Here is a 22,210-nt window from a genome sequence, read left to right on the forward strand (position 1 = left end):
GTCACTTTTTCAAAAATACAACTTAAAATAATTTTATCGACGTTCATATACACATTCTATTGTCTAATCTATATAAATGCTTAAAAAAGGCGTATATATACGTGCTTAATTATAAAAAATAAAAGCGATGTTTATACTACATTTTTTACTGAAAATATACTAGCATATAAACTGCGAAATGTTTTTAAATCTAAAAATATTTTAAAGTTAAATTATAGCATTTTTATGATTATTTAACCAAAAAAGACTAATGACCGAAATTATAAAATTCCATTTTTATTCCTTACGATTTACACCTTATTCACACTTATCGCAAGAACATAATAGTGATTCTATTTTGAAGGATGTTGTGACATACCTTATGAATGAACTGCACGGTGGAAAGGGACATTTAATTGATCGTAACCGAAATCGTCCAAATGAAATGCCAAGAGAATTATTTGTGACTAATGCAGTTTTTATGGCAAAAGAAAGAAGAATACGATGTTCTATCGCACTATTAAGATCGGGAAGAGTGCCGAAGATTAAACCCGTGGATGAATATAAGTTAGTGCCAATTACTAGTATTGGAAAGATTGCTGAAGAGACTCATTTCTACATTGATTACTCTCGAAATTACGGAGTAGTTTGTATAGAATACAACTACCATGGTCCTCGAATTTCGGATGTTGAATATTATCTTAGAAATGTTGCTAGAGACGTCCTTAAATTATCTAAGATTACTGAGGTTAATCTTTATATGAGCAATACTATTGATAAAACGCTTGCAAGCTTAAAAAATGTTTTAAATTTAGATATTAAGCTGCAACCGCGAAAATTAGCTCAAATGGACACCGATTTGGTTGGAAAGTATTTTACAGGGATCAACTCCATAGGTAACTCATTAAAACCAAAATTTATTAAAGTTGAAGCAATGTTCCAATCTCCAGGTAAAAACATAGAAAGTGCGGAGATAAATAAGGAGGCAAATTCAATGGTAATGGAATTAGTGAGAAAGTTTAAAACTCGACCATTTAATATAGATTGTTTTGAAAATTTTGTGGTGCGGTATGAAGATAAAGAAGGAAATCAAGATTTTTTTGATTTGTTAAATGGTAAGGTCGAAATAATAAAAGAAATAGAATTGGCAACATTAACAAACAAAAGAAAATGGTATGAATTAATTGAGAAAGATTTTGATGATTTTATGATTAATTTCGGAACGCTATGATGTTAGATAAATATTTTAAAGAACCTTTGTTATGGGACTACATAATTTCGTCTGTTATAACTTGTATCTCTGTGACAGTGTATATTTATAATTTTATAGAATTGCCTAAAATTGATCGTTCATTATCTATTACTTCAGATTTATCAAATGTCGGGCTCACATCTGCAGGATTTATTTTAACATTGTTAACTGTATTGATTACTTTCAAAAGTAATGTTAAGATAACCAAAGAAAATTACAATAATGATGATCCTTTGTTTGAGTTGTTTTTTGCATCTGATTTGTACTTACTTACAGTAAAAATTTTAAAAAATTGTATAAAATCTCTTATATTCATTTCTGTATTTGGATATTGTTTAAAAATTGGTTTACCCCAAACAAAGCTGCAACTAACTTTCTTCTTCAATATATTTGGTTTAAGTATTATTGCGCTAACCTTATGGAGATGTTTGTTAATACTTACGAAAATTCTAAAAATGCAGGAGTAAAAATTCATTCTAGACGAAATGAAGTACCCAATTACCCTTTTTTAAATAAAGCAGTCAGAAACTCCAGTTTATGAGCTATTTCAAAATCATTTTTAGCGTCTTTTAAAATCTGAGCTATTTTTAGAATAAATAATGTTAATATGGTTTTGTTTCATAATGCAATTGAAAATTATTTAATAAAACAACAAAGGCCGGAGAACAAAGTTACCGACCTTTGTTTTTAAGCAATTTAAAATCTTAAAATCTGATTGAAGTCGAAATTAAATCCTTTCGATAACGAAATAATGGCTTAATATTTTTTCAGATGCGGAGCTAAGCGTAGGAACAGTAATGAAAAGTCTATCCCTTGCTCTGCTGGCTGCAACATATCTGACGCGATGTTCTTCATCATTCTTAATGTCAGATTTTACAAGGAATTCGATATCATTTTCTTCGTCCAAAACTACAAGGACATTCTCAAATTCATCTCCTTTTGCTTTATGCATTGTCTTATCGCAGCTTTTGTCTTCGGGAATTTTTACGCAAAGTGCCATCTGCTTATAGGTATGACTTTCATAAAAAGTTTTAGGTCCGCCCGTTTTTAAAGCTGTGATTTCAGGTTTTATGTGCTGTTTTACAAAAGTAAAAAATTCTAAAAGTGTTGCGTCTTTGAAGGTTTCGTAGTGGGAAAGAAGGACAGCTATAAAATCAAGGCTTTTTTTTCTCCCGGCTAAAGGATCAGATTTGCTTTTGAACTCTTTGAGCATCTCATTTACTGCGTCTTTGAATTTTCCTTCTCTTGCATATTCTATGGATTTAATGCAGATAGCCACAATTTTGCTTCTGTATTTGTTGCCGCTTCCCGGCTTGTCGATAATGTCAAGCTTTTCAAAGAGTTTTGAATCGTGAACACCTCCAAGCTGTTTTTTCATAAGGTTGGCCGTAATATTGTCTCTGGAAAGTGAGTACAGTGGGGAGTTACCGCATAAAGCCTTGGCCTTCTGGGATGATAAGGCAAGCTCACCGCAGATGATGTGTGGTCTTGGCCCCGATTCATTTCTATATTTCTGCTGGGTAATATCTTTTCTTATCACGTTGAGAACGTCAATTATCTCGTTGGTGCTCCTGCGGTTTTCTTCCATTACATAATCAACCATCCCAGGAAGTGTAAAGCCCATGAATTGATCTGGGTCTGCACCCTGAAATTTATAGATGGACTGTGCGTGGTCGCCAATGATGCCAATTATGGATTCCGAAGCACTTATTTTCTTAAGTATTTCGATCTGAATTGGACTACTGTCTTGAAATTCATCTATAAAAATATATGGGAATTTTGACCGTAATACCTCTATTACGAAAGGTTTTTTTATTATGATCTGGTAGCTGAAAAATAGTACATCATCGTGATGCACGACACCTTTTTCCCATGCCATTCTCTTATATTCCATAAAAGAATCTGACTTCAGGCTATATCCGCCAACTTTGTGGGGGTACTTTGTGTGGGCTTTTAATTCGCCGCTGCTGTCAAATTTCCAGATAATATCATAAAAAGCTTTCATAATCTTATCATTATCTTGTATACGCTTCTGTTTGGTTCTGGTTTTCCAGTCCTCAATAAAGCCATAATTTGTAAGCACTCTGTCGTCATGACCATCCATTTCTGCCGTATTCAGCCCATAATCGGCTGCAATTGCAGATGCGTAGGGTTTTACTACATGTTTGTAGAGGAAACTATGTATTGTTGAGATTTCTGCTCTTTCCGCTGATGTCCCAATTCTAGAAAGTATGGTTTCAACAGCCGTGTTAGTATAAGTGATACAAGCAATTTTTCTGGTTTTTTCCAGACGTTTGGAGTTATGCAGAACATTTTTGATATGTCCGCACAGCCAGTGCGTTTTTCCTGCTCCGGGACCAGCATAAACCCTCAAATGCTGTTCAATATTGTTCAGGACGGTGTCAGATGTGATTGAAGTTATTTGCATATCCAGTCAATAGTTTTTTTAATATACCCTGGTACGGCAAAATCTTTGTATCCAGTTGTTGATCGCAGTTCAAGATTTTCCAATAGTGAATATGATAATTCTAAAGCATTTTCCCCTTTTCCTACAGAATTGAGATAGCGGGAAGCAATCAACGCCTTCATTTTTGAATTTTCGTCCCATTGGGAGGCGTCAGCTTTTGCTAAGCCTTCTTTGATTCTTGTGTTCTCGTCGCTTGGACGTAGTACAGTTTCCATATCAGCCAGTTTTTTTCCTGCTGAATAAAGCTGCATCAACTTGCTAATTTCATCGCTATTACTGATCGAAGGGGTTAATAGTAACTCCAAGGAAGGATTTGACAGCAGGATATCATATTCCAGAGTTTTTCCGTTTATAGGATCCTGTGTGAAAAAAGTTATATTTTTATGGGTTCCCATCGGATATTTTGATGAAGACACATTAAAGTTGTAATCATAATTTACTTTATCCGCTTCGTACTCGTAAGGATAGCATCTTTTGAATTTCTCTTTTTTTCCTGTTTTGATCTTGCTCTCAGGGTCACGGTCAGTTATGCATGCCACTTTTTTATTGATGGTATGTGGCTTTGAAGAATCAAATAAATGCAGGAAATGATCAAAGTGGCGACCTCCTACATTTATCACTGCGGTGTGGCTGTCCTCCAGTGATTTGTTTTCATATTGGGCAAATACCGATAAGAGAAGCTGTTCTGCAAGCCCCTCAACCAGAATCACGTTTTTAGCAAACAGCATATCTGATTTTGTTGCATCTAAAAATCGCTGAACATACTTTTTGCTGTGTTCGTCTGGAAAAACCCTTCCCGGATAAGCTGCCGTTGTCGTTTCATCCTCTGTATTCAGGCATATTATTTCATCCAGTGAGACAGCTGAAGTGATATTAGTGGAATGTGAGGTGACAAAAATCTGCCTCACTTTCCTTTCTTTTCTGTTCTGCTTAAGGAATTTTAAAAATTTGTACTGCATTGCAGGATGCAGGTGCGCTTCGGGTTCTTCTATAGCGAGGGTTGCATATACCTTTGCATTGCTTCCCATATAATCGCCGTCTGAATTCACCTGCATTTTGGCAAGTAGCAGCGACATGTATATAAGATTGTTGTAGCCTAAGCCATTGTGCGTGGCAGGAATTTTTATGCCACTTTTATGCTCGACAATCAGTTTTAGGACCGAGAACATCTCAACATCGCTCATGCTTCCTTCGAAATCCGGTTTGGCATCGTTAAATGATGAAGCGCCAGTCTCCTTAGCATAGGAAAGTATCTGTTCTTTACCTTCCACCATTCGTTTCTGAAGCATATCAATAAGATCGTCCGCTTTATCGGAAAACTCAATTTTACGCTTTTTTATTTCAGCAATTTTTGTCTTTTTTGGTTTTACGGATTCAGGTTCCTTCTTAATTTCATAATCCATAAAAAAATCAAATACATCTCTGAGAAGAGTATTTCTTCCTGTTAGCATATCCCTTTCTACATCTCTGATGGCATCCAAGAACTGGAAATCAAATTTCTGAAGCGATTCGCTCTCAGCGGTAGCCTGGTTTACGATATCTCCGCCCCAAATTTTGTGGATGTACAGTCTGATGAAGTCGTGCTTTATGATTTTCCAAGCCTTTGCCGCCGCTTTTATCTTATCAGTTTCTGTTATGCTTTTCATGGCTTCAAGATAATGGGGCAGTTCTTTTTCAGGGAGAAAAAATTCATAGGTCAGTAGCGCCTCATAGGTGGAATCAAGTTTTGTCAGCCATCCCGCAATTGTAACCAGATCATCTGGTTCGGAATGAGTGCCTTTTACTATTTTTAGTGCAATACTGATTTTAGGAGGTGATTTTTGCAGGTCGTCTATGGAAAGCGACTTATTAAAATCATCTGTTTCCAGACGTTTGCTGCCCTTGTGGTCAATTACAAGTGATAGTGCTTTCAGCAGATTTGTTTTACCTGCGTTATTGTGTCCGATAATGACGTTTACCCCCACGTTGAATTGGATTTCACATTCTTTGAAGTTTCTAAAGTTTTTAATTTCAATCTGCGATATATACATTTTATAAGGTAATTGGTTAGTTATTTCTAGATATTGGCATATTGCCAGCAGAACAAATATAATAGTTCGTGCAGGTATTTTTTTACGGAATTCCGTAATTTGAAATATTTGAATAAGGCTGATAAATAGTTACAGATTAATCGGGTAAACATATTTTTTTTTTCTTGATCAATAAAAAAAATGTAATTTTATCATAATTTCGGACAGATTTACTACAGTTAGAAGTCTAAATTTGATAATTATTATCTTCTAAATAATTGATATATAGTTACTTATGTTTTAGGTTGCAGGTGGTGCAAAAAAAAGATGCGCTGACCTTTAGGTAAAAATAAATTTATAAGGGCAGTGTGACAATATGGAGAATAAAAGAACGACAGCTCAAGAAAATTATAACGCATTTTTGGATGCGCTTATGCAGGAACATCTATTTCTTGCGGCAAAGGATGTTCATCAAAGAGTAGTCACAAAATTTAATGTTTCAAAAGACAATGCAAGAAAGATTGTAAGCAGGGCGGCCACAAGAAGAATAATTAATTCTTCTAAGCCCTCGACTTTTGGCAACGGACAGTATATTTATTACTGCAATACCTACATGCTGGATCTTACTGCTGTGAAGAAAATTACAGAGAAGGCCAGACCGCCTATTTACAGGCTAATTGTGCTCCTGGAACTAAACAATGGTATTGTTTCTTATTACGAAGCCTTAAAGATTACCGCTTCTCCAAGCGAAGACAATAGTTCAAAAATAAGTTCGCTGGATGATATTTTAAAACTGCTTAGCAGGCTTGACTTTATATATGAAAAAAGGGATGGAGATAGTAATCGCTACATTATACAGAAAGAATTCGGCCAGATACTTGACAAACCTCATGAAAGTCGAAAAATAACTCTTCATAACCAGAAGATGATGACTGACTGTAGTCTAATGCCTGATATTTTAAGTTGGCTAATAAATGCAAATATAATCGATAATACTTCTTTTCTCTACCGGAGTAAGACCAGTCCCGGAATGGGAATAATACATAATTATTTGTACTGGGATGCCTGTGCATATACCAAAACCACAGGAATAAATGAAATATTAGGAGCAAAGGCTGATTCTAAGGAGAAACAGACTTTAGTAGTTCTTGATGTAGTTCTTGCAATGGAATATACCTTTGTGCATCTTAATGCATTTATGGCGAGAATCCAGATTAATATTAATTCCGTAAAGGAAGAAAAACGAAAAACCCTGCCGGTTATTATTTATCGCGAATGCAGCAGGGACGTTTTCTTTACCATGAGGAAAAATGGAATAATGGCTTTTAATGTCAATGCTATCTTTGGTTCTAAAATTTGTGAAATATTAAAAAAAACTAGCCAGCTGCCGATTCTTTTAAAAAGTAACCAGGATTTGGACCAGTCAGTGGAATCTATATTAGAGACTATTAAAAGTTCGGGACAGGAAGGGGCTTTAAGGGATCTGAGAGGGACGTTATTTGAATATTTAATGTTTGGTTATCTTAGCTCATTGTATCCGCATGCAGGAATTGAACAGAATGTGATTTTAAAGAAAGGAGATGGAAAACATGAATTTGATTATATTATAACTTCAAGCCATCCACCGGAATTAGTGTTTGTTGAACTAAAAGGATTACGCGATGGAACGTTTGTTTCGTTGGGAGACAGTAAAACCAAAGCGACACTTAAATGGTTTTTCAATAAATCAATGGGGCTCGCAAAGGATTTCTACAAAGATAAAAATCCTAAAAACCTTAAAATAAAAGCAGTTTTTATAACCACGGGCGGTTTCTGGAAAAATACAAAAGAGTTTAGAGAGCAGATGGAAAACAGTTCTTTTAAGTCTGCTAAATCTAAGGTTATAATAGACAGAAGTGAGCTTTTAGCTCTTTTAAATGAGAGTGGTTTTAATAATGAAGTTAAAACCATCGAAAAGTATTATTCAGAGATAGAAGAGGAATATGCCGAAAGTTCTGATTTTAATCAGAATGAGGATGAGGAGCCCGATGATCTGCCATTCTGATATCTCAAGATTGAGGATTTTTTTAGCGATTTAATTAATTATAGGTTTATAAGAATTCCTTATCAATCATTTAATAGGATTTAAATGCAAAATTATGAAATGAATGCTAAAACCAAACAGCTCATGGGCCTTGGATAATCATTTAATATTTAAAAACTGATTATTTGTTAGCAGCCATATATTTTAATGAATTATTAGGAGGTTGATTGAACAAAGACCAAGCAGATTTCTTATTTTAAAATCGAAAGCCCTATGTATTATGATTCATTTTAGAAAGTGAGTAGGTCAGATTTATCTGATTTCATTGCAAAATCAGATGGAATTAAAATGAATCTAAGCGAAAAAGTTATAATGATATTTCTATAAATCCTTTTTTTCTTCAGTATTGCTGTCATTTGGTTTTTGAAGCAATGAATGGCTGCCCGTGTCGGGATTAAAGTACCTAAACTCTCCGCTTACGTCCTCTATAAGACGAATTGAATCTGGCCATTTTACATCCACGGTTACCATTTCTTCGATATATTTTTCAATTTCCAGCAGCAGTATGATAAAGACTTGTTCCCTCATTTGCTCATATTGCGTTGCAATTTCATCAGCTGATATTCCCGGTGTATTGCTGATAGAATCTTTTATAAATTTTTTTACATGCTCCTGTGCAGCTACGATATGGTCGGAGTAGGGATTGTCAGGCTCAAAAATCAGGTTTCCTTCATAGGGATAGACAAACTCCTGGATCTTTACAGACTGGTCCAGCCATGCCGTTTCATCATGCTTTTTGAGCATGACCGGTATTCTATGTTTAGGTTGTGCACAAAGTCCATCAGCTTATTGGCTTTTGTGGTTACCATGGTGTAAGTGTTTTTTAATCTCATCTGTAACGGGATCCGTCCAGGAGGAATACAAACCTGCGAAAGTAAAGATCTCATCATCCTGCGAGTTGATCTGGTACTTATCCTTGCTTTTTCCCTTCTCATCATTCCAATGCCATTCGTAATAGGCAGATGCGATTATAAGGCATCGGTTATGGGTTATATTCTTGAAGGATGCCTTCTCATCAATGGATTCAATGCGGGTATTAAGGGTGTTTTTCCTGAACTTAATGACTTTCGCCCAGGAAGGCAGCAGTCCCCAAGTATAATCCGTTGTGATGAGATACGGAGAGGAATTCAGTATCACAGGGATATTGGGATGGGAGAACCCGTTTATAAAATCCGACTGCAGATAGGTTTCCTCATTGTCGAGTTCCGCGTTAAAGCGTCTTTTGAGATCTTCTATCGAGGTATTCTGCTGGGTGTAATAACACATAATCTTCCGTTTTAAGGCTGTTTTAAAAATGTCTTATCCTGATAATAATTTGCCCTTTTAAGGGCTTTTGTCTTTTTCATACAGCTTAAGTTTGACAAAACGATCTTATGGAATCTTATCCAATAGACATTAAACGCATTGAAAGGCTTGTAAAAGAAAATGAAAAGCGTAAGCAAAAGCATTGGAAAAGAAATAGCAGAAAACTGATGTACGGCATGCTTGTTTTCCTTTTACTCTTTTTGCTTCTCTATCATATTTAATTCATTCTTAAGGTATTGCATAAACAAATATTCAAAATTTCATTTTGTGGCGCGGCAGATTAATTTCATAATCTTGCGGATAGGGCTGCCTGTGGGTGCTGCTGACATCCTGTTTGATATTATGCTGCGTGGTATACCTTTTGTCTGAGTCCGAATATCTTGGGTCAGGAATGAAGGGCATTTTAGCCATCCTGGAAATGGTGATCGTTGGGAAATGATAGTCAATTTCCACGGTTCCCAATAGCAGGTAGCAGCCACCTCCCTGAAATGGATTATTTATAAGGCTGTCAGGGAAATGCGCCGTATCAAAATAGGCTCCCTCATTATCGATCCATGTCCCGAAATACATATTTCCCCTTTTGGTCGGCACCTGTTTGGTCGAGATCAGGTAAGCCAGCATGCGAACCTGCTTTTTATGGTGTTTCAATAGGTCGCGCACCATCACATCCCCGCGGTGTTTAGTCTTGAGCAGATCAAAAACGGTGCAGGATACCGGGAAATTCAAAAGCTCAATTTCATCAAAAGCATCCTCAAATACCGAGCGCTCCAGAACGGGCAGCTTAAATTCTTTCACTGGTTCATTTATCAGCATAAGCCCGCGGTTTTCGGGCTTGAAATTATTCATCAGAAGGCTTATCTGAACCAGCAGCTGGTTTTTAGTTTTTCCCGTAAAGCGGAAAGCGCCTATGAAAATAAGCACCTTCACATTCTCAATTCCCATAGGAACCCTATTTATAAAATCCTCCAGTGACTTGTAAATGCCGTTTCTCTCGCGCTCAAAAGCGATGAACTGCGAGAGTTTGGAATCCAGGCCCTGCAGGTGCATAAAGCCCAGATAGATATCGCTGCCGTAGAGGACAGTCTCATATCCGCTTCTGTTCACGCAGGGGGTATGGATAGCAGCGCCGGCCATTCTGGCTTCGTGCACATAGATTTCAGTGCGGTAAAATCCTCCCTGATTATTGATTACGGCAACCATAAATTCAATGGGGTAGTGCACCTTCAGGTATAGGCTCTGGTAGCTTTCCACCGCATAGGATGCAGAGTGCGCCTTGCAGAAGGAATAGCCTGCAAAGGATTCGATCTGGCGGTAGATTTCCTGGCTCAGCGCTTCGGGATGCCCCTTTGCCGCAGCTGAAATAAAAAAATCGTCCTTTACTTTCTGGAGCGCCGCTTTGGAGCGTCCCTTGCCCGACATGGCACGTCTTAGGATATCTCCGTCTGCAGCCGAAAGCCCTCCGTAATGCAGGGCAATTTTGATCACGTCTTCCTGATACACCATAATGCCATAGGTTTCTCCAAGCTCGTGCTCGAAAACCGGATGAAAATATTCAAATTTTGACGGGTTGTTATGGCGGAAGATGTATTCCTTCATCATTCCGGACTGAGCCACTCCAGGGCGTATGATCGATGATGCCGCCACGAGTGTTTTATAATCGCCGCATTTCAGACGGCGAAGCAGTCCGCGCATAGCCGGGCTTTCAATGTAAAAGCATCCGATTGTCCTGCCCTGGGCAAGATAGACGTTTGCGGACGCTTCGTTTTTTGACAGTCTTGTATCGCGGATATTGATGCGAATGCCTCTGTTCCACTCAATTATTTTCACGGTGTCATCAATATGCCCGATGCCACGCTGGCTTAGGATGTCAAATTTTTCTAGACCGATATCCTCTGCAGTATGCATATCAAAGAGCACTATCGGAAAGGCTTTTGGAGGCATTTCCAGCACGGAATAATTGGTTATCGGCTCCTCGGATATCAGTATGCCGCAGGAGTGCATGCTTCGCTGGTTGGGGTATTTTAGAAGCAGCATTCCATATTCCTGAACTTTTTTGACGATCTTATTCTGGGAATGCAGTGCCATCGGATTTTTAGCCAGCGCATCAAGCTCCTCTTTGGGAAGACCGTATACTTTTCCAACTTCACGGAATATGGATCTGTATTTGAACTCTACGTTAGTGCCGCAGAATGCCACATTTTCATAGCCGTAGCGGCCGAATATATATTCAAGGATCACATCCCTTTCCTTCCACGACCAGTCGATGTCGAAATCGGGAGGGCTTTTGCGGTTTTCATTCAGAAAGCGCTCAAAATAGAGATCAAGCTCCAAAGGGCAGATATCTGTTATTCCTAGGCAGTAGGCAATAATGCTGTTGGCGCCCGAGCCCCTTCCGATATGGAGGAATCCCTTAGAATTGCTGTATTTTATGATATCCCATGTGATGAGAAAATACCCGCTGAATTCCAGCTGGTCAATTATTTCCAGCTCCCTAAGCATTCTGGATTCAGCCTCTGGATTGTTTTTTCCGTATCGCCATTCCAGACCGTCTTTCGCCAGAGCGGTCAGCAGGGACATGTCGTTTTTTCGGCTATTGGTGTAAAATTTCTTGTTTTTGGGTGTTTTGAAGTCAAACTCAAAATTGCATTCTCTGATAATTTTCTCGGTATTGGCTATAATTCCGGGATACTGCCCGTAGCAGGACAGTATCCTTTCAGCCGCTACCATGATTTCCGAATGTCTGCAGTAATCGGCAGGCTTCAATTTAGAGAAAATGGTATTCAGGTCAATGGCGCGGAGAATTTTATGGAGTTCGTATTCTTTTTTGGTCCTGAAAGTGATAGGCTGGAGTATGACCATTTTTTCCTGCCTGTTTTTCCATTCCGATACAATCAGTTTCTGAAGCTGTTCGGGACGGATGCCTATATATTCATTCTCTCTTAAAATTAATGGAGCATTTTCCAAAGGATAGATAATGAACACTTCGGAAAAGTTAGGGGCTGCAAGGGGGAGAACTGTTTTGTCAAAGTTGTGCTGTGTCAGAAAACGGTTCATTTCCGCCAGACCTTCAGCATTTCTGGCAAGACCGATATAGCGTAATTTGTGCCTGCAGCGGAATTCTATCCCGACAAGCGGCTTTATTCCTAAGGCTTCGCAGCCTTTTATAAAATCATAAATCCCTGTTACGGTATTGATATCGGTTAAAGCTGCCGCTGTGGCACCGCAATCCGCTGCCTGTCTGATCAGATCATCCAGCGGAATGGTGCCGTAGCGCAGGGAATGAAAAGAGTGGCAGTTGAGGTACATGATCTATTTTTTGCGTTTTAAAATTTCGTCTTTAGTATTGGGTTTGAAAGATGCGCCGGCGCATCTCATCACGGCATCAAATCCGTAACGGGTCTTCATTCTGTCCATAGCCTGATAGAGCGCCAGCATTTCTTCGGTATCATTGAAAAGGTCAATCTGGTAGGTTCCCCTGACCAGTCCGCTGAAGCGGACTCCAATGAGGCGAAGCCTCATTCGGCGCTGGTACAGTTTGGTAAAGAGATTTATCACCGTCTGGATCAGAATATGATCCGCTGAGGTGTACGGCACCCTGCACTGTTTGGTTTCTGTATCAAAATTGGCGTACCTGATCTTCACGGTCACCGTTGAGGTGAGCCACTGCTCTGCACGGAGCTGATAGGCCAGTTTCTCCACCATTCCCTGCAGGATTCTGTTGAGTTTCAGCACATCGATAGTGTCCTGGGAAAAGGTGTCTTCGGTTGAAATTGATTTTCTTTCCGTGTAGGGCTCCACAGGCGTGTTGTCAATGCCATTGGCTTTTTTCCAGAGTTCGGTTCCGTTTTTGCCGATCATCTGCTGCAGGGATTCGGCAGGCATTTCAGAGAGTGTCTGGATGGTGCGGATGCCGATTCGGGAAAGAAGCTCAAAGGTTTTCTGGCCGACCATCGGAATTTTTCTAATGGAGAGCGGATTCAGAAAGGACTGGACAAGATGTTCGGGAATTTCAAGGTTCTGCTTCTGCTTGCCTTCTCCGGTTCCTATTTTCGATACGGTTTTATTAACCGAAAGCGCAAAGGTGAGAGGAAGTCCCGTCTCTTTTGTAATGCGCCGCGCGAGCTCATCAGTCCATCTGTAGCTGCCGTAGAATTTATCCATGCCGGTGATGTCCAGATAAAATTCATCAATGCTGGCTTTTTCCACCACGGGCGCTTTTTCCTGGATGATTTCGGTAATGTCGTGGGAGAGCCTCGAATAGAGCTCCATATCGCCTTTCATGATTTTTGCTTGAGGGCAGAGCTTCATGGCCATATGGATCGGCATGGCAGAATGCACGCCGAATTTTCTGGCTTCATAGGAGCAGGAAGCCACAACGCCTCTGTCACCGCCTCCAATAATAAGGGGTATGCCGTTGAGTTCAGAATTGGTAAGCCTTTCGCAGGAGACGAAAAACGTGTTCATGTCGATGTGTACAATAGCCCTGGCCATGATCTGTTCATTTTTATACGGATCAAAATTAGTACAGATAGGAACAATTTTAAAAATATTTATGTTATAGATAATAACAAATTTTAAAAAGCCTTATTTTTCAGGGCATAAAAAAAGCACCCAAACTGGTGCATTTTTCCTTTATTAGGAATTTACGGAATGATTGAAATTATTATGAAGCAGGTTCCTCGCTGATCGGCTGGGCCGATGTTTTCTTGATAAGAATGTAAAATCTTTAAGATGCCGCCAGGCAGGGCATCTTTCGATTTTTCCGTTAAAATTACGGGTGCCGGTATAACAGCTGTTGAGGAAAAACTGCGAGTCGGTAATTTTTGCCCATGGTTTCCAGTCTGCCTCTTTATCGGATTGAGAAGCAGAGTTCGAATTTAAAGTGTGGCTGCTTTTTAGTTTTTCCATAAATAGAAAAAACGGGGAAATGCTGTTTTCATTCGAAACGGCTAAAAAGGGCAGCCAAGATAGCGCCAGCCGTATGCTGCATGCGCATAACTGGCTGCGTTTCACTTCGCCAGCCCTTCGGGACTTATAGCACTCCGCATCCTTGAGCCTGCGCTTGGCTCTTGCTTTCTTTTTTTCCGTTTTTTCTTTTGAAAACAATTTTTTGAAGGGGCGGAGCGGGAGTAAGGGAAGCGGCTGGATCGGCAGCTATTGGGTAAGCGTTTCATTAACATTCATTAAACATTCATTAAACATTCATTAAACATTCATTAGCTATTGGCCAGCTGGTAATTATTTATTCACTATTAAATTTTAAGGTTATGGAAATTACGGGTAGAGTTGCATCAGATGCAAAAGCGGTTAAAGTAGGGGAAAAAGAGGTTTTGAGCTTCAGCATAGCGGTTAATGACCGCTATAAGCCAGCGGGGAGCTATGAGTTTAAAGAAGTGGCGACCTTTATCAACTGTTCGTATTGGATAAGCATGAAGGCAGGGCAGTGGGTTAAAAAAGGAGCGGTGGTGCTGTTGAGCGGAAGGCTGGGCATGCATGTGTACATCAACAGCGATGGGAATCCGATAGGGAGCATTGATTTTCATGTCGACAAAATCAGCTTTCTTGCTTTTGCCAAGCGAAGCGGCGATAAGATAGATACTGATGCTAATGCTAATGCTAATGCTAATGGAAGCGAGGGTAAGGCACAGAAAGGTAACAGCAGAAGTGCTGCGGGAAAAGACAGGGCAACAGAAGACGTGCCATTTTAAATATGGCGTTTAATCATTTAAAAATCAGAAATCATGGCACATCATATTAATTTTAATGACGGGAATGGAAGACACAGTTTTTTCAGCGTGAACGAAAAGCCTTGGCACAATCTGGGGCAGGTAGTGAAGGACTATCCGACAAGTGCTGAGGCAATGGCCCACGCAGGGCTGGATTTTGACGTGGAGAAAAGAAGGCTTTACACGCCTTCTGCTCCAATTGTAACGCAGGACTTTATAACTGCTGGCAGGCTGAATATACCAGATTACTGCAGTACAGTACGGACTGATACCGATACGGTGCTGGGAGTTGTCGGGAAGGATTATCATATCGTGCAGAACAGGGATGCATTTTCTTTTTTTGACAGCATCGTGGGCGGTGACGGCATTCTATATGAAACAGCAGGAGCATTGGGAAATGGCGAGAAGATCTTTATCACGGCAAAACTGCCTGACTATATCCGCGTGGGAAAGGAGGATCTGATTGAAAAATATCTTTTTCTCACCACCTCCCATGACGGGAGCGGAAGCATAACGGCAGCCTTTACGCCGATCCGCATTGTCTGCGCCAATACGCTCAATGCGGCCATGCAGTCCAAAACCAGCACGGTGCGCATACGCCATACTTCAAATGCGAAAGACCGTCTCGAGCAGGCTCATAAGGTTATGGGGATTTCAGATGCATTGGCTGGCAGTCTGGAAGCCGTTTTTAATTACTGGACAAAGACACACATATCCGATAAGGAGGTTAAAAAACTGATCCAGCATGCTATGGCTCCAGGAAGAGAGGTTCTTAAAAAACTGCAGGAAGGGAGAAACGCGGAATTATCGGCCTGCTTTAACAATATGGTTGACAATGCTTTTGAGTATGCGATGAGCCATCCCACACAGCAGATGGCAACCACTAAAGGAACTGTATTTGGTGCCTACAATGCTGTGACGGGCTATTTTCAGAACGTTAGAAAATACAGGGATGATCAGGCCAAGCTTTCTTCCATCCTGATGGGAGGAACGGCGCAGCTTCGGGGTCAGGCCGCTTTTAATCTGTGCCTTGATTTTGCTGTTAAAGGGTTTAGCTCTTATGTAGTGCAGAATTGAATCTGCTTAATAATGGGAATGCAGGCAGTTTTCAGCTGCCTGCATTATTTTTTCGGAGGCTCGGACGCGCTGCAAATCTTGCGATTTACAGCGCGTTTTTTTTGTAGCTGATATAATGTTTCAGCCTGCTTTTGAAAAGTTTAGACGTGATTCTGATAATGGATGATAAATCTTACGGTTTTAGATTTGCATATCATTATGGTGGCCGCATCAGTTTAATGAAATGCGGCTCATTTTTAAACTTTAGGATTATGAAATGCAGTGCAAGCATCAAAACGGTTTTTATCCAATCAGTCTGCTATCTGTTTGCTGTTCTATTTGTGTACGCTGCGGTAAGCAAAATGCTTGATTTTGAAAATTTTCAGGTGCAGCTCGGACAGTCTCCGCTTTTGAGCGCTTTTGCCCGTTGGATTTCCGTATTGGTGCTTGCAGCAGAATTAATGGCGGCACTGTTTCTTCTGACAGGCAGGCTTCGCCATATTGGCCTTTACTTCGCGCTTTCTCTTATGGTTATGTTTACGGCCTATATTTTTATTATACTGAACTACAGCTCTTTTATTCCGTGCTCCTGCGGAGGGATTTTGGAAAAGATGGGCTGGAATGCGCATCTGGCGTTCAATATTGCTTTTGTCTTTCTGGCTGCCTCCGCAATTGTTTTAGATGCATGGGTAGGGAAGGCTCGCAATGCTGGCTATGGTTTTTTGGCCCAGGCCAAATGGATAGCTGTGGCAATAGCGGCTAGCATATCGGCTGTTGCACTTCTGTATCTGTCTTCGGAGGAAGTCATGCGCCACAGCAATCCCTTTATAAGGCGATATCCCCACCATCCTGCAGAGTATTCCGCGTCTTTCAGACTAAATAACAGTTCGTATTATATTGCGGGCTTTCGAGGCCAGCGGATCTATCTGGGAAACTATGAGTTTCCTTCCTATCTGATGTCGCTGGATTCCAGCCTAAGCCATCAGAAAATGGAAAGGATTTCTTTTTCTCCGGACAGCATACCTTTTAAAAATATCTATATCAGGATTCAGGAGCCTTATTTCTATCTGTACGACGGAAGCGTTCCTGCCGTGTTTCGCGGAGATGCGAAAGACTGGAGTATCACGACAGCCTTTAAGGGGGTTCCGTATTTTACAAAACTGGCGCCGATTGATGGAGCTTCTGTTGCTTTCAGATCCAATAATTCCAAAAAGCTGGCCAATGTGCTCGGCGTTTTCAATATGGAGTCGGTTCCGAAAATAAGCTATAGAAGAAATCTGCTCCAAAAACAGATTGACGGGATCTTTGATACCGATGGCACGCTGCTGTACAGCGAAGGAATGAAAAAGATGGTGTACCTGTATTATTACCGCAATGAATTTATTGTGGCCGATAAATATGGATCGCTTGCCTACAGAGGGCATACCATTGACACTATCACCCATGCTAAAATAAAAGTGTCGGAGCTCAAGGGCGGAAGAGAGTTTGCGATGTCTGCTCCTGCAGATGTGGTGAATTCAAATGCGGCAGTTTTTGAAAATCTGCTTTTCGTCCATTCGCTTGTAAGGGGAAGATATGAGAATGAAAAGCTATGGAAGAAATCTTTTATTATTGATGTGTACGATCTGATCAGCGGCTCTTATCTTATGAGCTTTCCAATATACCATACCTCCAGCAGCTCTTTAAATTCTTTCGCCGTTGCTGGCGGATATCTGGCTGCTGTCATCGGAAATGATCTGGTTGTGTATCAGCTAAAGGATGCCCTAAAAAAGGAAATAAAAAAAGAATAGGATAGCGCTTACAGCCTGTCTGTGGGCTATCAATATAATATACTGATCAGTGTCAGGAATCAGATCGAACACCTGTAGAAAAAAGTAGATCATATTACGGTTATAAATTTTAATGCTATGAAAACGTTAGTTTTAAAAAATGTGCTGCCGGCTGCTATTGTGGCCTTGGCAGTTTCGGGAGCTTTTGCAACCACTTCGATGCAGCGCGCACCTGAAAAAAGTGCGGTTGCCTTTAAATGGGGCTATCTGCCGAATGCAAACGGAACCTGTTCCACTACGCAGGTTGCCTGCAGTGATGTTTCAAAGGATCAGCTTTGCCGCGTAGGCGACACTTCTGGTGCGATTGCATACGACAGAGACAGCCAGAACAACTGTGTTCAGCCTTTGTACCGTCTTATAAATGGACAATAATCAAAGCCTGCTGAAATGGCAATGCAGTTCCTATGGAACTGCATTGTTTTTTTAAGCCTGATTCTATTCCATTCCATTGGCAATCCAAGGATAGTTGTGATTGCCCTTTAAATGATAGCTGAACCACTCCAGAGTGCGTATTGTAATGTCTTTCTGCTGGCTAGGATCTATAAGAACGTGGCCTGCTTTTGGATAGACGAGCATAATACTTTTCTTTCGAAGCCAACGAAGGGCAAGATAAAGCTCGTAGCTCTGATGCGGATCCACCTGAGGATCCCTGTCTCCTGTCCACAAAAGCATCGGGGCCGTAATTTTAGGGGCATGGATTATAGGGGAGTTGGCTTCATAAAGTTTAGGGATCTCATAAGGCGATCCTCCCATATTAAACTGTTCTCCGCTATACCTCCATTGTTCGGGATCTCCCGCACGCGGACCGATGCTATTGTAGTGGCTGAAAAGATCCGTGATTGCTCCGCTTGCAATCCCGGCAGCAAAGAGATCTGTCTGAGACATTATAAAAGCGCTTTCAAAACCTCCGAATGAATGCCCTATGAGGCCAATCTTATCCTCTTTCACAATCCCTTTTCCGATTATTTTTTTTACGCCCGATATGACACAGTCAGCTGCTGAAATGCCGGGCTTCTGATATTCATGCTGTATGTCGGGAAGGAATACAAAATAGCCTTCAGCGTTCGCCAGAGTGATATTAAAGCCGGTTCCGTTTTGATAGGTCGGATTATCATAGATGTGAAGCTCATGGGATTTGAGCTCGTAAATGTGCACAATCATCGGATATTTTATTTTTGGATCATAATCTGCTGGATAGAATAAGACGCCTTTTAACGATCTGCCTTCCATATTTTTAAATTCGATCAGTTCAGATTTTCCCCAGAAATAGCCTTTATGATGGGGATTGCTTTTGAAAAAGCTCTTTTTGCCTTGTGTTCCTGTACTGCTCAAGAGCTCAGGAGGGCTGTCGAATTGCTGCTCCCTGAAAAAGAGGGTCTTCTTCTTTGGAGCGTAGTTTAGCTCATCGCTGTAATAATCTCCGTACGTGACTGCTTTTTCTCCTGAAGTGCTGTTCCATCTGAAATAGCCTGTTTTCCCATCACGTCCGCTGCCGCGAAGCAGCAGTTCCTGCCGCAGATCAAAACTGTCGGCAACAGGGCCGTCATAAAGATGCTTTGCGCCCAGCCTATTGGGCTGCGGTGCTATTCGAAGCTTAATGCCCAATTCCCGTCCTTTGGTGAGCCTTCTATAAGTGCTGCCGCTTGGAGACACAGCCCAGATATCAAACTGGTCATAAAGCAGGATTTCCCTGTCATCAAGGCTCCATCCCGGATTGCCGTAAGTGGATTCAGGAACAAGCTCCTGAACTTTGCCGCTGAATTTCATGCCTATTTTTTCAGATACATTTCTATGGAGGCCTGTGGCAAATTCATATACCCACCAACTGTTATCCCTAAAGTACGCAAAATATTTTCCCGAGGATGAAGGATTAAGCGCCCAAGGCAGGTAGACATGCTTTTCCAAAAGCATCTTTTTTTCAAAAGTTGTGAGATCCATGACATAGAAATCCCTGACGTCTTGGGCTTCAAACTGCGGCTGGTGGCGGGATGGGTCTGATAATACGGCATACTTCATGTCATCCGTGAGCATTAGCAACGGAAGTTCATTTGTGGTAATCTGGCGCACAAGATTCCCTGCTGGATTCCATACTGCAATTTTGGGCATTTTATCAAAACTTTCAAGAGTCTTGTGCTGGGAATATACCCATTTGTCATTTGCATTCCAGATCTGGACATCGGACTTTGATATGTTTTCAGCGGTCTCAGCTTCCTTCTGGATAGAGAAGAATACGCGCTTCAGATCGCTTGAAATTACAATGGGAGAGAATGCATCGTAGAAGATGGAGGAATGGTTCGGGAAATCAGCACAGGAATCGGATTTTAATTCATACAGCTTGTCTTCAGCGGGGATATAAAGGCCTAGTGCTTTTATTTTCTGGTCTGCTGACTGTTTTAGAAAAGCCAGTGCCCTGCCTTCTTTTTCCCAGGTAAGGCCAGCCAGCTGTTCTGCATTTTTTGCGCTGATCCACTTTGCCTTTTTTGGCTGTTTAAGGCTCAGGACAGCTGCAGTGGCTTCAGGCTCAGATAAAACAGTAAAAGCCAGCATAGTTCCGTTTGGGCTCACAGCAAATTGGCTCACATTCTTGAATGCAGTGCCTTCTGCTTTTTTAGGTGATCTGATATGCAGCATTCCTTTTTCTTCTGGACTGTCCAATAGGATAATAAGCTGATCGGTCTGTTTATCATAAGCATATTTCTGTATGCCAGAGACTGTTTCTGTTTTTAGCGTTTCCAAATCCAGAATCGTAAGATCAGAGCCGGTACTGCAGATAAAGAAATTGCTTTGCGTAAACAGCGTTTTTTCAGCATCGGTAAAAAAGTGTCTTTGGCCTGTTTTTATGTTCTGGATAAAAAGCGTATCGGCTCCGTTTTCATAAGCCATCCTGTAGGCTGCCCATTTTTCGTCATTTGAAATTTTATCCAGATGGACTTCGCCCCAGCGGGAGTAGTCAGCTGGAGAAAGATGCTTTTTTTGCATTGCCTGCCCCCAGAGGGGACAGGCTACTAATGGCAAAATAAATAATAAAAATAAAAATTCTAAAATAGGCACCGCGGTGAGCACTGCTGTTCGGCAGCTGTCGGTGAATATTGCTTTTGACATAATAGTGTATTGTTTAGTATCCGGGATTCTGCGGTCTCAGATTGGGGTTGGCACTCAGTTCGCTCTGCGGAATTGGGAATAGGCTGTCGGTCGAATTCCATCCCTGTTTGATGTGCGCCAGTTCTGCATCAAGCCTTCCAGTGCGCTTAAGGTCAAAGAATCGGTGTCCAGTTTCCGTGAATAGCTCCAGTTTTCTTTCCAGCAGCACTGCATCGAGAATTTCATTCTGCGTTTCGGCCTGCGTATCGGAAAGTCCGGCACGGCTTCTTATTCTGTTCAAATCCTCTTTGGCTCCGATCAGATCGCCCTGCCATGCTCTGGCTTCTGCTCTGATGAGGTACTGTTCAGCAAGCCTGAATACGATCGAATATTCCTTGGATACGGCCGTCGGAATGTTTTCTTTGTATTTGTAGGGATGATACCAGATAGCTGTTTCGTCTGAAAGGCTTTTAATCCAAGTGGATCTGCGAAGATCATCAGGAGCAAAGGAATCAGCCAGCGATTCGCTGAGCGATACATATCTTGGAGGCACCGAAGTAAAAATAAAGAAGGAGCCCTCCGCCGTATTCTGTCCCGCTGCACCGGACTGCAACTGCCAGATGGTTTCTCTGGAAGTGTTTAAAAATGCATCTTGCGGCTGTTCCAGACTGTAGGTCTGCTGCTAGTTTAAGACAGCAGATGCCATATTGGAGGCTTCGGGATAGGCATTGGTGTACAGAAAGGTTCTGGCAAGCAGCGCTTTGGCTGTAAAGGCATTGGGGCGGACTCTTGCCGGATCAGGATAGCTTTCCGGAAGCAGCGCAGCAGCATTTTCAAGATCAGCAATTATCTGCTCGTAGACCTGCCCGCTAGGGGTTCTTTTCACCGTGCTGTTTATTTTATAGTCGGTCTGTGTTACATAGGGTACGTCCCCAAAAAGATTTACGAGATAAAAATGCACCAGCGCCCTTACAAACAGCGCCTCGCCCTGAAGCTGTCTTTTCTGCGCATCGGTTAGATTTTTGCTTTCCGAAACGCCCTCAATAACGGCATTGGCAGCATAAATCTGATAGTAGGCCGAGTTCCAGTAGCCTGTGATGTAAGTATTGCTTGGCAGAAGCGCATTGGCATAAAAAGCAATGCTTGGATTGGAAGGGTTTTCGCTGCTGACCATCTCGTCGGAGTAGTTGCCGAGCTGATTGGATATTCCGGTTCCGTCACCGGCAAGAATGCCTTTGTCACGAAGATTGGAATAGATGTCTGCCATAGCCGCTTCCGCAGTATGATAGTCCTGAAAAATCGTTACAGCAGTAAGCTGATTTTTTGGAAGCTCCACTTCAACAAAAGAGTCGCAGGAGGTGCATGCAGTCAGGACGGCAAGCCATATCCACTGCGTCAGTATAAGATGAATCGTTTTCATAAT

At 41.2% G+C, this 22,210-nt stretch carries 17 protein-coding genes; 7 read left to right on the top strand and 10 right to left on the bottom strand.

Annotated features, from left to right (window positions below):
- Positions 1-250: 250 nt before the first annotated feature.
- Complete coding sequence (locus DM444_RS20160) at positions 251-1,210, top strand: hypothetical protein (protein WP_162615013.1); 960 nt, start codon at positions 251-253, stop codon at positions 1,208-1,210.
- A complete protein-coding gene (locus DM444_RS20165) occupies positions 1,207-1,698 on the top strand; it encodes a hypothetical protein (RefSeq protein ID WP_111289979.1) in 492 nt (163 codons plus the stop codon). Before DM444_RS20160 ends, DM444_RS20165 begins: the two co-directional genes overlap by 4 nt.
- Before the next feature lie 260 nt (positions 1,699-1,958).
- Here DM444_RS20165 and DM444_RS20170 read toward each other — a convergent pair whose 3' ends face one another.
- Both DM444_RS20170 and DM444_RS20175 read right to left on the bottom strand, forming a co-directional pair.
- On the bottom strand, positions 1,959-3,659 hold the full coding sequence (locus DM444_RS20170; RefSeq protein ID WP_111289981.1) for a UvrD-helicase domain-containing protein: 1,701 nt from the start codon (positions 3,657-3,659) through the stop codon (positions 1,959-1,961).
- Entirely contained in the window at positions 3,650-5,728 is a 2,079-nt protein-coding gene (locus DM444_RS20175; RefSeq protein ID WP_111289983.1) for an ATP-dependent nuclease, read from the bottom strand. Before DM444_RS20175 ends, DM444_RS20170 begins: the two co-directional genes overlap by 10 nt.
- Positions 5,729-6,083: 355 nt before the next feature.
- Between DM444_RS20175 and DM444_RS20180 the strand changes: the two genes are divergently transcribed.
- Positions 6,084-7,751 carry a hypothetical protein gene (locus DM444_RS20180; RefSeq protein WP_111289985.1) on the top strand — a complete coding sequence of 556 codons (1,668 nt, stop codon included), beginning with the start codon at positions 6,084-6,086 and terminating at the stop codon, positions 7,749-7,751.
- A 360-nt stretch (positions 7,752-8,111) separates the two neighbouring features.
- On the opposite strand, the gene DM444_RS23920 is transcribed toward DM444_RS20180, so the two are convergent.
- The 5 genes from DM444_RS23920 to DM444_RS23795 all read right to left on the bottom strand — a co-directional run bounded on the left by DM444_RS23920 (position 8,112) and on the right by DM444_RS23795 (position 14,201).
- Positions 8,112-8,534 carry a hypothetical protein gene (locus tag DM444_RS23920; RefSeq protein ID WP_239455739.1) on the bottom strand — a complete coding sequence of 141 codons (423 nt, stop codon included), beginning with the start codon at positions 8,532-8,534 and terminating at the stop codon, positions 8,112-8,114.
- Positions 8,535-8,576: 42 nt separating this feature from the next.
- On the bottom strand, positions 8,577-9,056 hold the full coding sequence (locus DM444_RS20185; RefSeq protein ID WP_239455740.1) for an SOS response-associated peptidase: 480 nt from the start codon (positions 9,054-9,056) through the stop codon (positions 8,577-8,579).
- Between the two features lie 291 nt (positions 9,057-9,347).
- Entirely contained in the window at positions 9,348-12,401 is a 3,054-nt protein-coding gene (locus tag DM444_RS20190; RefSeq protein ID WP_111289987.1) for a DNA polymerase III subunit alpha, read from the bottom strand.
- 3 nt (positions 12,402-12,404) lie between these two features.
- Positions 12,405-13,586, bottom strand: coding sequence for a DNA polymerase IV (dinB, locus tag DM444_RS20195; RefSeq protein WP_111289989.1), 1,182 nt, complete (start codon positions 13,584-13,586; stop codon positions 12,405-12,407).
- Positions 13,587-13,730: 144 nt separating this feature from the next.
- Positions 13,731-14,201, bottom strand: a complete 471-nt coding sequence (locus DM444_RS23795; protein ID WP_204251701.1) for a DUF6965 family protein — start codon at positions 14,199-14,201, stop codon at positions 13,731-13,733.
- Between the two features lie 161 nt (positions 14,202-14,362).
- Between DM444_RS23795 and DM444_RS20205 the strand changes: the two genes are divergently transcribed.
- From DM444_RS20205 to DM444_RS20220, 4 genes are all read left to right on the top strand, one after another.
- On the top strand, positions 14,363-14,803 hold the full coding sequence (locus tag DM444_RS20205) for a single-stranded DNA-binding protein (RefSeq protein ID WP_111289991.1): 441 nt from the start codon (positions 14,363-14,365) through the stop codon (positions 14,801-14,803).
- Positions 14,804-14,836: 33 nt separating this feature from the next.
- On the top strand, positions 14,837-15,898 hold the full coding sequence (locus DM444_RS20210) for a DUF932 domain-containing protein (RefSeq protein WP_111289993.1): 1,062 nt from the start codon (positions 14,837-14,839) through the stop codon (positions 15,896-15,898).
- A gap of 158 nt (positions 15,899-16,056) precedes the next feature.
- On the top strand, positions 16,057-17,667 hold the full coding sequence (locus DM444_RS20215) for a MauE/DoxX family redox-associated membrane protein (RefSeq protein WP_111289995.1): 1,611 nt from the start codon (positions 16,057-16,059) through the stop codon (positions 17,665-17,667).
- A gap of 117 nt (positions 17,668-17,784) precedes the next feature.
- Entirely contained in the window at positions 17,785-18,078 is a 294-nt protein-coding gene (locus tag DM444_RS20220) for a DUF6520 family protein (RefSeq protein WP_111289997.1), read from the top strand.
- Between the two features lie 63 nt (positions 18,079-18,141).
- Here the strand turns inward: DM444_RS20220 and DM444_RS20225 are convergent, their stop codons facing one another.
- The 3 genes from DM444_RS20225 to DM444_RS23930 form a co-directional block, all read right to left on the bottom strand.
- The gene (locus DM444_RS20225) at positions 18,142-20,808 is read right to left on the bottom strand and encodes an alpha/beta hydrolase family protein (RefSeq protein ID WP_111289999.1); all 2,667 of its coding nucleotides are present in this window, start codon (positions 20,806-20,808) and stop codon (positions 18,142-18,144) included.
- Between the two features lie 13 nt (positions 20,809-20,821).
- Positions 20,822-21,400, bottom strand: coding sequence for a RagB/SusD family nutrient uptake outer membrane protein (locus tag DM444_RS23925; protein WP_239455741.1), 579 nt, complete (start codon positions 21,398-21,400; stop codon positions 20,822-20,824).
- 69 nt (positions 21,401-21,469) lie between these two features.
- Positions 21,470-22,207: a RagB/SusD family nutrient uptake outer membrane protein gene (locus DM444_RS23930; RefSeq protein WP_239455743.1), complete on the bottom strand. Its 738-nt coding sequence runs from the start codon at positions 22,205-22,207 to the stop codon at positions 21,470-21,472.
- Between the last annotated feature and the right edge of the window lie 3 nt (positions 22,208-22,210).

The organism is Flavobacterium ginsenosidimutans, from assembly GCF_003254625.1.
Classification (GTDB): Bacteria; Bacteroidota; Bacteroidia; order Flavobacteriales; family Flavobacteriaceae; genus Flavobacterium; species Flavobacterium ginsenosidimutans.

Coding starts and splice junctions, on each gene's coding strand:
- DM444_RS20160 (WP_162615013.1), top strand. CDS start 251: ATGACCGAAATTATAAAATTCCATTTTTATTCCTTACGATTTACACCT.
- DM444_RS20165 (WP_111289979.1), top strand. CDS start 1,207: ATGATGTTAGATAAATATTTTAAAGAACCTTTGTTATGGGACTACATA.
- DM444_RS20170 (WP_111289981.1), bottom strand. CDS start 3,659: ATGCAAATAACTTCAATCACATCTGACACCGTCCTGAACAATATTGAA.
- DM444_RS20175 (WP_111289983.1), bottom strand. CDS start 5,728: ATGTATATATCGCAGATTGAAATTAAAAACTTTAGAAACTTCAAAGAA.
- DM444_RS20180 (WP_111289985.1), top strand. CDS start 6,084: ATGGAGAATAAAAGAACGACAGCTCAAGAAAATTATAACGCATTTTTG.
- DM444_RS23920 (WP_239455739.1), bottom strand. CDS start 8,534: ATGCTCAAAAAGCATGATGAAACGGCATGGCTGGACCAGTCTGTAAAG.
- DM444_RS20185 (WP_239455740.1), bottom strand. CDS start 9,056: ATGTGTTATTACACCCAGCAGAATACCTCGATAGAAGATCTCAAAAGA.
- DM444_RS20190 (WP_111289987.1), bottom strand. CDS start 12,401: ATGTACCTCAACTGCCACTCTTTTCATTCCCTGCGCTACGGCACCATT.
- dinB (WP_111289989.1), bottom strand. CDS start 13,586: ATGGCCAGGGCTATTGTACACATCGACATGAACACGTTTTTCGTCTCC.
- DM444_RS20205 (WP_111289991.1), top strand. CDS start 14,363: ATGGAAATTACGGGTAGAGTTGCATCAGATGCAAAAGCGGTTAAAGTA.
- DM444_RS20210 (WP_111289993.1), top strand. CDS start 14,837: ATGGCACATCATATTAATTTTAATGACGGGAATGGAAGACACAGTTTT.
- DM444_RS20215 (WP_111289995.1), top strand. CDS start 16,057: ATGGATGATAAATCTTACGGTTTTAGATTTGCATATCATTATGGTGGC.
- DM444_RS20220 (WP_111289997.1), top strand. CDS start 17,785: ATGAAAACGTTAGTTTTAAAAAATGTGCTGCCGGCTGCTATTGTGGCC.
- DM444_RS20225 (WP_111289999.1), bottom strand. CDS start 20,808: ATGTCAAAAGCAATATTCACCGACAGCTGCCGAACAGCAGTGCTCACC.
- DM444_RS23930 (WP_239455743.1), bottom strand. CDS start 22,207: ATGAAAACGATTCATCTTATACTGACGCAGTGGATATGGCTTGCCGTC.